The organism is Streptomyces sp. NPDC056231, assembly GCF_048270745.1.
Lineage (GTDB): Bacteria > Actinomycetota > Actinomycetes > Streptomycetales > Streptomycetaceae > Streptomyces.
The window spans coordinates 26,008-37,495 of the sequence record NZ_JBLVKW010000076.1; the positions used below are offsets into that span (position 1 = coordinate 26,008).

Annotated in this window: 12 protein-coding genes; 2 read left to right on the forward strand and 10 right to left on the reverse strand. The window is 71.2% G+C overall.

The window, feature by feature from the left end:
• Positions 1 to 163 precede the first annotated feature (163 nt).
• The 10 genes from paaE to paaN all read right to left on the reverse strand — a co-directional run bounded on the left by paaE (position 164) and on the right by paaN (position 9,451).
• A complete protein-coding gene (gene paaE, locus ACNPQM_RS35780; RefSeq protein WP_418087228.1) occupies positions 164 to 1,282 on the reverse strand; it encodes a 1,2-phenylacetyl-CoA epoxidase subunit PaaE in 1,119 nt (372 codons plus the stop codon).
• The gene (gene paaD / locus ACNPQM_RS35785) at positions 1,282 to 1,794 is read right to left on the reverse strand and encodes a 1,2-phenylacetyl-CoA epoxidase subunit PaaD (RefSeq protein ID WP_358860602.1); all 513 of its coding nucleotides are present in this window, start codon (positions 1,792 to 1,794) and stop codon (positions 1,282 to 1,284) included. Before paaD ends, paaE begins: the two co-directional genes overlap by 1 nt.
• Positions 1,788 to 2,654 carry a 1,2-phenylacetyl-CoA epoxidase subunit PaaC gene (paaC, locus tag ACNPQM_RS35790; protein WP_418087229.1) on the reverse strand — a complete coding sequence of 289 codons (867 nt, stop codon included), beginning with the start codon at positions 2,652 to 2,654 and terminating at the stop codon, positions 1,788 to 1,790. Before paaC ends, paaD begins: the two co-directional genes overlap by 7 nt.
• Before the next feature lie 12 nt (positions 2,655 to 2,666).
• Positions 2,667 to 2,969, reverse strand: coding sequence for a 1,2-phenylacetyl-CoA epoxidase subunit PaaB (gene paaB / locus ACNPQM_RS35795; protein ID WP_358860600.1), 303 nt, complete (start codon positions 2,967 to 2,969; stop codon positions 2,667 to 2,669).
• Positions 2,966 to 3,961 (reverse strand): 1,2-phenylacetyl-CoA epoxidase subunit PaaA, encoded by a 996-nt coding sequence (paaA, locus tag ACNPQM_RS35800; RefSeq protein WP_358860599.1) that lies wholly within the window; start codon positions 3,959 to 3,961, stop codon positions 2,966 to 2,968. Before paaA ends, paaB begins: the two co-directional genes overlap by 4 nt.
• 128 nt (positions 3,962 to 4,089) lie before the next feature.
• Positions 4,090 to 4,923: an enoyl-CoA hydratase/isomerase family protein gene (locus ACNPQM_RS35805; protein ID WP_418087230.1), complete on the reverse strand. Its 834-nt coding sequence runs from the start codon at positions 4,921 to 4,923 to the stop codon at positions 4,090 to 4,092.
• Complete coding sequence (locus ACNPQM_RS35810) at positions 4,914 to 5,774, reverse strand: 3-hydroxyacyl-CoA dehydrogenase family protein (RefSeq protein ID WP_358860597.1); 861 nt, start codon at positions 5,772 to 5,774, stop codon at positions 4,914 to 4,916. The genes ACNPQM_RS35805 and ACNPQM_RS35810 overlap by 10 nt, the downstream gene beginning before the upstream one ends.
• Complete coding sequence (locus ACNPQM_RS35815; protein ID WP_418087231.1) at positions 5,771 to 6,526, reverse strand: enoyl-CoA hydratase/isomerase family protein; 756 nt, start codon at positions 6,524 to 6,526, stop codon at positions 5,771 to 5,773. Before ACNPQM_RS35815 ends, ACNPQM_RS35810 begins: the two co-directional genes overlap by 4 nt.
• On the reverse strand, positions 6,523 to 7,746 hold the full coding sequence (locus tag ACNPQM_RS35820) for a thiolase family protein (protein WP_418087232.1): 1,224 nt from the start codon (positions 7,744 to 7,746) through the stop codon (positions 6,523 to 6,525). The genes ACNPQM_RS35815 and ACNPQM_RS35820 overlap by 4 nt, the downstream gene beginning before the upstream one ends.
• Positions 7,739 to 9,451, reverse strand: a complete 1,713-nt coding sequence (gene paaN / locus ACNPQM_RS35825; protein WP_418087233.1) for a phenylacetic acid degradation protein PaaN — start codon at positions 9,449 to 9,451, stop codon at positions 7,739 to 7,741. Before paaN ends, ACNPQM_RS35820 begins: the two co-directional genes overlap by 8 nt.
• A gap of 95 nt (positions 9,452 to 9,546) precedes the next feature.
• Here paaN and paaI point away from each other — a divergent pair, with 95 nt between their 5' ends.
• Positions 9,547 to 10,032, forward strand: coding sequence for a hydroxyphenylacetyl-CoA thioesterase PaaI (gene paaI / locus ACNPQM_RS35830; RefSeq protein ID WP_418087234.1), 486 nt, complete (start codon positions 9,547 to 9,549; stop codon positions 10,030 to 10,032).
• On the forward strand, positions 10,029 to 11,375 hold the full coding sequence (paaK, locus tag ACNPQM_RS35835; RefSeq protein ID WP_358860592.1) for a phenylacetate--CoA ligase PaaK: 1,347 nt from the start codon (positions 10,029 to 10,031) through the stop codon (positions 11,373 to 11,375). The genes paaI and paaK overlap by 4 nt, the downstream gene beginning before the upstream one ends.
• The last annotated feature ends 113 nt before the right edge of the window (positions 11,376 to 11,488 follow it).

Genomic DNA, 11,488 nt, shown 5'->3' on the forward strand with positions numbered 1-11,488 from the left:
GGCCAGCTTGACCGCGCGCGCCGCAGCCACGGTGCGTGTCCCGCCGCCCGGCCGGCCCCCCCGGGGGGGGGTACCGGGGGGCGCGGCCCGGGCACCCACCCCGAAGAACTGGCGCGACACGTGACACAGGAACCGACCGCGACTGCCGGGACAAGACGCTCTTTCAGCTGTCGAAGTCGACGGTCAGGGTGTCGGACACGGCGAACGTCTGGCAGGTGAGTACGTAGCCGGCGTCGACCTCGGAAGGTTCGAGCGCGTAGTTGCGGCGCATGTCGGCTTCGCCGTCGGTGACCAGAGCACGGCAGGTGCCGCACACGCCGCCCTTGCAGGCGAAGGGCATGTCGGGGCGTACCCGCGCTGCTCCGTCCAGGATCGTCGTCTCACGGGAGAGCGGGGACGTGGTGGAGCGGCCGTCGAGCGTGATGGTGACCTGGCTGACTGGGCCGTCGGCTGCGGCGTCCTCGTGGCGGACGGTGCGGATCGGCTCGTCATCGGCGAAGAACAGTTCCTGGTGCACGCGGTCCACGGGGACACCAAGGTTCCCGAGGAGCTTCTGCGCGTCCCGGACCATGCCGTGCGGACCGCACAGCCACCAGTGGTCCGCGCCACGGACATCGACGAGCCCGTCGATGAGCGCGGCAAGGCGCTCGGCATCCAGGCGCCCCGAGAGCAGTTCGGCCTCGCGCGGTTCACGGGACAGGACGTGCCCGAGCTGGAAGCGGGTGCGGTAGAGGTCCTTCAGCTCCGCGAGTTCGTCGGCGAACATCACCGTGTCGGTGCGGCGGTTGCCATAGAAGAGCGTGACCCGGGAGCGGGGGTCCGCGGCCAGGACCGACTCGGCTATGGACAGCATCGGGGTGATGCCGGAGCCGGCCGCGATCAGAACGTGGTGGCCCGGTTCGGTGAGGTCGGGGGTGAAGGCGCCGGTGGGTGCCATCACCTCGATCGTGTCCCCCGGGCGTACGTCTTTGACCAGCCAGGAGGAGAAGAGTCCGCCGGGCACGACCCGCACGCCGATGCGGGGGCGGGCGCCGACGGGAGAGCAGATGGAGTACGAGCGTCGCTCGTCGCGTCCGTCGATCTCGCGGCGCAGCGTGAGCGACTGGCCGGGCCGGTAGGCGAACTCCTCCGCCAGGTCATCGGGTATGTCGAAGCTGATGGCGGCCGCGTCCTCGCACAGCGGCTGCACCGCGGCGACCCGCAGCGGGTGGAACGCCGGGCGGCGGCGCGTGCGCGCGGGGGCGGCGGACGCGGGGGTGTCCGTCGTGGTGGTCGGGGCCATCAGATCTCCTTGACGTACTCGAACGGCTCAAGACAGCTGCGGCAGCGCCACAGCGCCTTGCAGGAGGTGGCGGCGAAGCGGGACGTCTCCTCGGTGTCCGAAGACCCGCAGCGGGGGCACGCCACCGCGCGGCGCGTGACCGACAGCTCCAGCGGCACGGGCCCGCCGTTCCGGCGCAGCGCGGTACCGGGGGGCGCGATGCCGGCCTCGGCGAGCTTGCGGCGGCCCTCGGCGGTGATCCAGTCCGTCGTCCACGGCGGATCGAGAACGGTGCGAATCTCCACCTGCGCGAAGCCGGCCGCCCGGAGCCGCGCGGCGACGTCGGCGCGCATCTCCGCCATGGCGGGACAGCCCGAGTAGGTGGGCGTCAGTCCCGCGACGACCGTGCCGTCCGGTCGCACTTCGACCGCGCGCAGGATGCCGAGATCGGCCAGGGTGAGCATGGGCAGCTCCGGGTCCGGGACCTGCTCGGCCACGCACCGGGCCCGGTGCTCGTCCAGGGCGGTCACCATGTCGCGTCCGGGTGGGCGCGGGCCACGCTCTGCAACTCGGCTAGCAGCGGGGCCAGGTGCTCGGTGTGGTCGCCTTCCCTGCCCTGTCCGGGCAGGGACCCGGCCTCCGGCAGGCGCAGCCCGGCGGCGTCGAGGACCCGCTGGAGCACCGCCGTCGTCTCCTCCCTCACCTGCGCGGGCTCGACGTCGAAGTCCGGCCGGTGCGTGAAGAGTTCACCCAGGTACGGGGCGACATCGGCGAGCGCCTGCCGCATCCGCCGGAGGGACTCCTCCGTGCCGTCCCCCAGCCGCAGCGTCCAGTCGGCCGCGAACTGGCGGTGGTACGCGAGTTCGTTGACCCCCTTGGCGGCGATGGCCTTCAGGACCGGGTCCTGCGCGGTGGCCGCGAGCCGCTCGAAGACGGCCAGGCGCCAGCTGGACATGACCAGCAGCCGGGTGATGGAGAACGCGAAGTCCCCGTTGGGGAGTTCGGCGAGCCGGACATTGCGGAACTCCTCCGCGTCACGGGAGTAGGCGTACGCGTCCTCGCCCCGGCCGGTGCCGTCCACCTGGCCGGCCCGCGCGTACAACAGGCGTGCCTGGCCGAGCAGATCGAGGCCGATATTGGCCAGGGCCACCTCCTCCTCCAGCTCGGGGGCGCGGGTGCACCACTGGGCCAGGCGCTGGGCCCCGACCAGGGCGTCGTCCCCGAGGGCCAGGCAGCAGGCGGCCAGCTCGGCGGGGTCGACCGCGGCGGGCACGGTCGTGTCGATGCCGTGCAGCGGGTCCTCGAAACCGGTACCGAAGGCCCAGCGGGCGTCCGAGCCCCCGTGCTCCTCGCCCAGGGACAGGTAGACGTGGTCGTCAGTGACGTCGCTCATGCCGTCCTGCTCCTAGATGTGCGGGACATCGTCGGGGATGTCGTAGAAGGTGGGGTGGCGGTAGACCTTGTCGGCACTGGGCTTGAAGAAGGGGTCCTTCTCGTCGCGCGTGGAGGCGGCTATGTCCTCCGAGCGCACCGCCCATATGCTCACGCCCTCGTTGCGCCGGGTGTACAGGTCGCGGGCATGGCTGAGTGCCATGGCGTCGTCGGCGGCGTGCAGCGAGCCGACGTGGACGTGGTTCAGGCCGCGCTTGCCGCGGATGAACACCTCGTAGAGCGGCCAGCTGTCCTTCGTGCCTTCGGTGTTGCTCATGCCACCGTTCCTTCCTGAATGTTCCGGGCTTGCCTGGCTGCCCGCTTGGCCGCGTGGGCGGAGGCCGCCTCGCGCACCCAGGCGCCTTCCTCGTGGGCGGCCCGCCGCCGCGCGACGCGCTCCTGGTTGCAGGGCCCGTCACCGGTGATCACGCGCTGGAGCTCGGACCAGTCGGGGGCGCCGAAGTCGTGGTGGCCGCGCTCCTCGTTCCAGCGCAGCTCGGGGTCGGGCAGGGTCACGCCCAGCTTGGCGGCCTGCGGGACGGTCATGTCGACGAAGCGCTGGCGCAGCTCGTCATTGCTGTGCCGCTTGATCTTCCAGGCCATCGAGGCGGCGGAGTTGGGGGAATTGCCGTCGGGCGGGCCGAACATCATCAGGGACGGCCACCACCAGCGGTCCACCGCGTCCTGCACCATCTCGCGCTGGGCGTCTGTGCCCCGCATCATCGTCATCAGCAGCTCGTAGCCCTGACGCTGGTGGAAGGACTCCTCCTTGCAGATCCGCACCATCGAGCGGGCGTACGGACCGTAGGAACTGCGGCACAGCGGCACCTGGTTGCAGATCGCCGCGCCGTCCACGAACCACCCGATCACACCGACGTCGGCGAAGGTCGGCGTCGGGTAGTTGAAGATCGACGAGTATTTCTGGCGACCCTCGATCAGGCGCTCGGTGAGGTCCGCGCGGTCGGCACCCAGGGTCTCGGCCGCCGAGTACAGGTACAGGCCGTGTCCGGCCTCGTCCTGGACCTTCGCGAAGAGGATGGCCTTGCGTCGCAGCGACGGGGCCCGAGTGATCCATTCACCCTCGGGCTGCATGCCGATGATCTCCGAGTGGGCGTGTTGCGCGATCTGCCGGATCAGCGTCTTGCGGTAGCCCTCGGGCATCCAGTCCCGGGGCTCGACCCGCTGGTCCCTCGCAATCGTCGCGTCGAACCGCTCCTGGAGCTCAGGCTCCCCGCAGCCGCCCGGCGCTGCGCCGTGTGACGTGGTCATCGATACCAGCTTCCCTACCGACCATTCGTTCGGTACATAGTCTGACGAATTTTCCCAGCTCCAGCAACCCCCGGGCCGGGATCAATGAACCGACTGGCGGCCGTCGGTGCCGACGGCCGCCGCAACGCTCAGCGGCCCTCGAAGGAAGGCTTCTCCTTGGCGAGGAACGACCGCACCGCGGCGCTGTGGTCCCGCGTGGCACCGAGGCGCTCCTGCGCTGCCGCCTCACTCTCCAATACGGCGCCGAGATCGGCCCCGGCCGCCGCGGCCCGCAGCAGTGCCTTGACCTCGCCGTACGCCGCGGTGGGCCCGGCCGCCAGCCGCCGCGCCAGCGACAGCCCTTCCGCCGCGGCCTGACCGTCCGGCACGACCCGGTGCACCAGCCCCCACCGCTGCGCGCCCTCGGCGTCGAAACGGTCTCCGAGCAGCATCAGGGCGGCGGCGCGCGAGGGGCCGACCGCCTGGGACAGCGACAGGCTCAGCCCGCTGTCCGCGGCCAGTCCGATCCCGGTGAACGCGGTCGAGAAGCGTGCGCCGGCCGAGGCCACCCGCAGGTCGGCGCAGAGCGCGAGCCCGAGCCCCGCCCCGACGCACGCGCCCTCGACCCCCACGACCACCGGCTGGGGCAGCGCATGGAGCGCTTCGACCAGCGGGTTGTACTCGGCGCGCACCACGGCGAACGCCGATGCCGGCCTGGTCTCCAGGGCCTCGGCGTGCTCCTTGAGGTCCTGCCCGACGCAGAAATTCCTGCCCTGGGCGGTCAGCAGCACCGAGCGGACGAAATCCCCGTCGCTCAGCACCCGGCGCACGGCGGCCAGCAGCTCGAACCGCAGCGACGCATCGAGCGCGTTGCCCGCGGAGGGCCTGCGCAGCTCGATGACCGCGACGCCGCCGTCGAGGGTGTAGCCGACACTGGGCCCGGCCCCCTCGGATTCGGCCGCTCCCGTTGCGGTCACTGCCATGTGTAGAACCCCTGCCCCGACTTGCGGCCCAGTTCGCCCCGGGCGACCTTGTCGCGCAGCAGCTGCGGCGGGGCGAAGCGCTCCCCGAGCGTCGCGTGCAGGTACTCGGCGATGGCCAGGCGGACATCGAGTCCGACCAGGTCGGTGAGGCGCAGCGGACCCATCGGGTGCTTGTAGCCGAGGCTCATCGCGTCGTCGATCGCCTCCGCCTCCGCGACCCCCTCCTCGACCATGCGGATCGCCTCCAGGCCGAGTGCCAGGCCGAGGCGGCTGCTGGCGAAGCCCGGGGAGTCCTTGACGACGACGTCCTTCTTGCCGAGCGCATGGGTCCAGCCCAGGGCGGCCCGCACGACCTCGGGCGAGGTATCCGGTGCGACGACGATCTCGACGAGCTCGGAGGCGGGCACGGGGTTGAAGAAGTGCATGCCGAGGAAGCGGCCCGGCTCCCTCAGCGCCGAAGCCAGTTCGGTGACCGAGAGGGAGCTCGTGTTGGTGGCCAGCACGGTCGACTTGTCCACCGCCTGTTCGGCCGCGGCGAGCAGCCGGGCCTTGAGGGCGGCGTTCTCCGGAACGGCCTCGACGACCAGCTCGGTGCCGGAAGGCAGCCCGTCGACCGATTCCACGGTCGTGACCCGAGCGAGCACCTGTTCGGCGGGCTCGGCGAGCTTGCCGCGCTCGGCGGCCCGCTGCAGCCCGGCGGCGATCCGTTCCAGGGCGGCGGCCGAGGCCTCCGCGCCGCCCTCCACGACGGTCACGGAAGAGCCGATCGCCGCGAACGACTGCGCGATACCGGCCCCCATCCGGCCGCCGCCGATCACGCCCACAACGGTGGGTACGGTCGGACTGCTCATGCCTTGCTCCTGTTCTTCTTCTCCAAGAAGCGCGTCATACGGTCCTGCTTGTCCTGGCCTTCGAAGAGCACGGCCTGCGCCAGGTCGTCGGCGACCGGGTGCGCGCCCGGCGCATCGACCACGAGCTTCGTCAGGCGCAGCGCAACGGCCGAGGAACGCGCCATACGGTCGAGCAGCGCGTGCGCCTCGTCCAGCAGCTTCTCCGCGGGCACCACGTCGATGACGAGCCCTGCGGCCAGGGCCGCCTGAGCGTCCAGATTCCGCCCGGCGAGCAGCACCTGCTTGGCGACGGACTCGCCCACCAGCTCCGGCAGCCGCCAGCAGGCGCCGGCCGCCGCGAGTATGCCGAGCCCCGGCTCCGGATTACCGAAGACGGCGTCGGGCCCCGCGATGCGGATGTCGCAGGCGTACGACAGCTCGGCGCCGCCGCCCAAGGCCCAGCCGTCGACGGCGGCCACCGTCGGCATGGGCAGTCTGCGCACCCGCTCGAACAGACGGCTGTTGATCCCCTGCAGCGCTTCCTCCCGGCCGCGCCGCAGCAGCTCCGCGATGTCGGCGCCGCCCGCGAAGACTCCGCCGTGGCCGGTGAGCAACAGCAGCTTCGGATCGCGTTCCAGCAGGTCACAGACCGTGTGCAGCTCTCGGATCATCAGCCCGCTGATGGCGTTGCGCGCCTCAGGGCGGTGCAGGGTGACCACAACCCGGTCCTCGCGCTCCTCGACGAGAAGCGTCTCGTGCGTTGTCCCGCTCACACTCGCTCCACCAGCATCGCCATGCCCTGCCCCACGCCCACGCACAGCGTGGCCAGGCCCCGGCGAGCGTCCTCGCGCTCCAGGCGGCCCAGCAGCGTGAGGAGGATGCGGGCGCCCGAGCAGCCCAGCGGATGGCCGAGCGCAATGGCGCCGCCGTCGGCGTTGACCTTGTCCTCGTCGAGCTTGAGACGGCGTATGACGGCCAGCGCCTGCGCGGCGAAGGCCTCGTTGAGCTCGATGGCGTCCAGATCGGCGGTCTGCCAGCCGGCGCGGGCGAGTGCCTTCTCCGTGGCGGGAACCGGCCCGAGGCCCATGATGTGAGGCTGGACACCTGCGGACGCGGAGGTGACGACCCGGGCGCGCGGGGTGAGCCCGTACCGCTCGACGGCCGCCGCGCTCGCCACCACCAGGGCCGCGGCCCCGTCGGACAGCGGCGAGGAGGAGCCCGCGGTGACGATGCCGTCCTTGCGGAAGATCGTGCGCAGGGAGCCCAGCTTCTCCAGCGTCGTGGACGGACGTGGCCCCTCGTCGCGCTCCATGAGACCGTCCTTCACCGGGACCGGAACGATCTCGCGGTCGAAGTGTCCGGCCTCCTGCGCTGCGACGGCGCGCCGGTGGCTGCGCAGCGCGAAGGCGTCGGACTCGGCGCGGGTGATGCCGTCGAGCGCGGCGACCTCCTCGGCCGTCTCACCCATCGGCAGGGTCACCTTCACCGTCTCCGGCCCTGCCCCGGCGGGCACCGCGCGATCGGCGGCGGCGAAGCGCGGGTTGGTGAAGCGCCAGCCCAGAGACGTGTCGTGCAGTTCGCCCGGCTTGGACCAGGGGGTGCCCGGCTTCTCCATGACCCACGGGGCCCGGGTCATGGACTCCACACCGCCCGCCACGACCAGTTCGGCGTCGCCGGACCGGATCGCCTGGGCCGCCGAGGCGACCGCGGTCAGGCCCGAGGCGCACAGCCGGTTGACCGTGTAGCCGGGCACGGTGTGCGGGAGTCCGGCAAGGAGCACGGCCATGCGCGCCACGTCGCGGTTGTCCTCACCGGCCTGGTTCGCCGCGCCGAGAATGACCTCGTCCACGGCCTCGGCCGGGATCGCGGCGCGGCGGACAGCCTCACCGACCACCAGCGCCGCCAGATCGTCGGGGCGTACGGAGGCCAGGGCACCGCCGTAGCGGCCCTGCGGGGTGCGGGCCCCGTCGATCAGGTAGACCTCGTCAGGCATGGGTGCCCTCCTGGACTGTGACGGGGCGGCGCGACTGCAGCGTCGCAAAGCGGCCCGTGACGAATGCGGGATCGGACAGGGTGGCGCTGGCCGCGGGGTTGGCGGCGCTGCCGTGGAAGTCGCTGAACGCTGCGGACTGGTTGACGAAGACGCCGCCCGTGAGGTTCTCCGACAGGTGCACTCCCGCGTCCAGGGCCGCCGACTCGGCCGCGGCCAGGACCTCTTCGCTCGTGGAGTGCACGGCGGCGGTGAGCGCGCCGTGGGCGCGCACCGTCTCACGGAAGATCCGCAGGCTGTGCTCGGTGGAGTCGGTGGCGATGACGAAGGAGACGGGTCCGAACCACTCTCGGGTGTACGTCTCGTCGTCCGCCCTCGCATCGAGGCGCGCGACCAGCGGCGTACGAACGGTGGCCGCCGGGTATTCGGGGTGCTCGACCGGCTGCGAGGGGTGGACGGTGCTGCCCAGTGCCGAGGCCTTCTCCAGACGCTCGCGCACGCCGTCGTTGACGAGGGCGCCGAGCGTGCCGGCCGCCCTGTCCGAGTCGCCGAGCAGCTTGTCCAGCGCGGCGCCCAGATCCGCGGCGAACGCGTCGGCCGTCTTGACCCCCTGGTCGGTGGCGATGCCCTCGCGGGGGATCAGCAGGTTCTGCGGGGTGGTGCACATCTGCCCGCTGTACAGGGACAGCGAGAACGCCAGATTGCCCAGCAGCCCGCGGTAGTCGTCGGTGGAGTCGAGGACGACCGTGTTGAGGCCCGCCTTCTCCGTGTACACGGCGGCCTGACGCGCGTTCGTCTCCAGCCAGTCGCCGAACTCGGTGGAGCCGGTGAAGTCGATGATGCGGACGTCCGGGTGGAGTGCGAGGAAGCCCGCGGTCCGCTCGCCCAGCCCCTCGGCGGCGAGGACGACGAGATTGGGGTCGAAGCCTGCCTCGACCAGGACCTCGCGGGCCGTGCGCACGGTGAGCGCCAGCGGCAGCACGGCGCCCGGATGTGGCTTGATCACGACCGGGTTGCCGGTGACCAGGCTGGCGAACAGCCCCGGGTAGCTGTTCCACGTCGGAAAGGTGTTGCAGGCGATCAGCAACGAGACACCGCGTCCGACCGGCGTGAACTTCTTGTCCATCGCCAGCGCAGCGCCCTTGCGCTGGGGCTTGGTCCAGCGGGCCGACTCCGGGTGCCGCTTCTGCTCGGCCCACGCGTAGGCGACGGCCTCCAGGCCGCGGTCCTGCGCGTGCGGGCCGCCCGCCTGGAACGCCATCACGAAGGCCTGGCCGGTGGTGTGCTGCACGGCGTGTGCGTTCTCGAAACTGGCGGCGTTCAGCCGGGCCAGGATCTCGACGGCGACTCCCGCGCGCACATCGGGTCCCGCCTCGCGCCAGGGGCCGGTGGCCGCCTTGGCGGCGGCCACCGCCGCCTCCGGGGCGACGCGGGGGTAGCTGATCCCGAGCGCGAAGCCGTAGGGGGAAGTCTCGGTGGCCTGTACGGTCCCGTCGCCGGGGTGTCCGGGCAGCTCGAACGGCTTGCCCAGCTGATTCCGGAAGGCGGCCTCGCCGAGCTTCGCGGCCTCCTCGCCGTACACCGACTTGCTGGGCGACTCCGGATACGGCGTCCAATGGTCCCGGCTGGCGGTAGCGGCGACGGCCTTTTCGAGCAGCTCACGATGGCGAGCGAAGAAGTCAACGGGCTCGGGAGTGTTGCGGGGCATGCGGTCCACCTCTTGACAGGCAGTGGTGATGCTTGATTACTTGGCGACTTCGACGCTAACCGAATGTTCGGTCGGTACACAAGGTGGTGGAAAACGTGACGCAGGCCACCGACGTGGCTCTCGGTCCGGTGGAGACGATGTTCGCCGCGGACCAGGCTTCCCGGAATCTCGGCATCGAGTTGGTGCAGCATGGTGAGGGGACCGCCGTGCTGCGCATGACCGTGACGCCGGCGATGGTCAACGGGCACGGGACCGCCCACGGCGGTTATCTCTTCCTGTTCGCCGACACCGCCTTCGCCTGCGCCTGCAACAGTCACGGACCCGTGACCGTCGCGGCCGCGGCCGACATCGTCTTCATCGCCCCGGCCCACGAGGGCGACGTCCTCGAAGCGACGGCCTGCGAGCGCACCCGGTTCGGCCGCAGCGGGATCTACGACGTGACCGTCCGGCGCATCCAGAGCGGTCCGGGCGAAGCGCGGGCCGCTGAGGGCAGTGGCGGGACAGCGGCGGGCGAGGTGATCGCGGAGTTCCGCGGGCGCAGCCGCAGCATTGGAAGCACGAAGACGAAGGAGTCGCAATGAGCAGCGAACTGATGGCCCCGGCGGACCAGGGGCCCCGCCTGGGAGAGCCCCTCCCGGACGAGCTGCTGGACAGCGCCGAGCGCATGACACGCGAGCAGCTCCGGCAGCTGCAGCTCGAACGCCTCCAGGCGACTCTGCGACACGCCTACGACAACGTCGAGCTGTACCGCAAGAAGTTCGACGCGGCCGGCGTGAAGCCCGATGACTGCCGCTCCCTCGACGACTTGGCCCGATTCCCCTTCACCACCAAGGCCGATCTGCGCGACACCTATCCCTTCGGCATGTTCGCCGTCCCCATGTCCGAGGTACGGCGCATCCACGCTTCAAGCGGCACCACCGGCCGCCCCACCGTGGTCGGCTACACCGAGAACGATCTGTCGAGGTGGGCCGACGTCGTCGCCCGCTCCATACGCGCCGCGGGCGGCCGTCCGGGCCACAAGGTCCACGTCTCGTACGGCTACGGCCTGTTCACCGGCGGCCTCGGCGCGCACTACGGCGCCGAGCGGGCCGGGTGCACCGTGATCCCCGCCTCGGGCGGCATGACCGCGCGCCAGGTGCAGATCATCCAGGACTTCAAGCCCGAGATCATCATGGTCACGCCCTCCTACATGCTGACACTGCTCGACGAGTTCGAGCGGCAGGGCGTGGACCCGCGGACCAGCTCCCTGAAGATCGGGATTTTCGGCGCCGAGCCGTGGACGGAGGCGATGCGCCGCGAGATCGAGGAGCGCATGGACATCCACGCCGTCGACATCTACGGCCTGTCCGAGGTCATGGGCCCGGGTGTGGCGCAGGAGTGCGTGGAGACCAAGGACGGACTGCACGTCTGGGAGGACCACTTCTACCCCGAGATCGTCGATCCGTTCACGGACGCCGTCATGCCCCAGGGGGACAGCGGCGAGCTGGTCTTCACCTCGCTCACCAAGGAAGCCCTGCCGATCATCCGCTACCGCACGCGCGACCTCACGCGCCTGCTGCCCGGCACCGCACGGCCCGCCTTCCGCCGTATCGAGAAGATCACCGGCCGCAGCGACGACATGATCATCCTGCGGGGTGTGAACGTCTTCCCGAGCCAGATCGAGGAGATCGTGCTGCGCGTGCCCGATGTCGCCCCGCACTTCCAGATCGAGCTGACGCAGCGCGGCCGCATGGATCACATGACGGTCCACGTCGAGGCCCGTCCCGGCGCCGGCCCGGAGCAGCGCGAGGCGGCTGTCAAGACGATCGCCAAGGGCGTGAAGGACGGGGTGGGCGTCAGCGTCGAGGTGTGCGTGGTCGAGCCGGAGTCCCTGGAGCGCTCGGTCGGCAAAATCCGCCGGGTCAAGGATCTGCGCCGGGGGTGACCCTCGGCCCTTGTCACAGTGACTCCTCCCCCTCGTAAACGAGGGGGCTTCTCGCTATGCCGGTTGGGCTTCGCGACGGACCAGCCCGGCCCGTAGAACGTTCAGGGCGCCCA

What these genes read in the sequence shown, in the direction of transcription:
- paaE (WP_418087228.1), bottom strand. Translation starts at nt 1,282, where the DNA reads ATGGCCCCGACCACCACGACGGACACCCCCGCGTCCGCCGCCCCCGCG.
- paaD (WP_358860602.1), bottom strand. Translation starts at nt 1,794, where the DNA reads ATGGTGACCGCCCTGGACGAGCACCGGGCCCGGTGCGTGGCCGAGCAG.
- paaC (WP_418087229.1), bottom strand. Translation starts at nt 2,654, where the DNA reads ATGAGCGACGTCACTGACGACCACGTCTACCTGTCCCTGGGCGAGGAG.
- paaB (WP_358860600.1), bottom strand. Translation starts at nt 2,969, where the DNA reads ATGAGCAACACCGAAGGCACGAAGGACAGCTGGCCGCTCTACGAGGTG.
- paaA (WP_358860599.1), bottom strand. Translation starts at nt 3,961, where the DNA reads ATGACCACGTCACACGGCGCAGCGCCGGGCGGCTGCGGGGAGCCTGAG.
- ACNPQM_RS35805 (WP_418087230.1), bottom strand. Translation starts at nt 4,923, where the DNA reads ATGGCAGTGACCGCAACGGGAGCGGCCGAATCCGAGGGGGCCGGGCCC.
- ACNPQM_RS35810 (WP_358860597.1), bottom strand. Translation starts at nt 5,774, where the DNA reads ATGAGCAGTCCGACCGTACCCACCGTTGTGGGCGTGATCGGCGGCGGC.
- ACNPQM_RS35820 (WP_418087232.1), bottom strand. Translation starts at nt 7,746, where the DNA reads ATGCCTGACGAGGTCTACCTGATCGACGGGGCCCGCACCCCGCAGGGC.
- paaN (WP_418087233.1), bottom strand. Translation starts at nt 9,451, where the DNA reads ATGCCCCGCAACACTCCCGAGCCCGTTGACTTCTTCGCTCGCCATCGT.
- paaK (WP_358860592.1), top strand. Translation starts at nt 10,029, where the DNA reads ATGAGCAGCGAACTGATGGCCCCGGCGGACCAGGGGCCCCGCCTGGGA.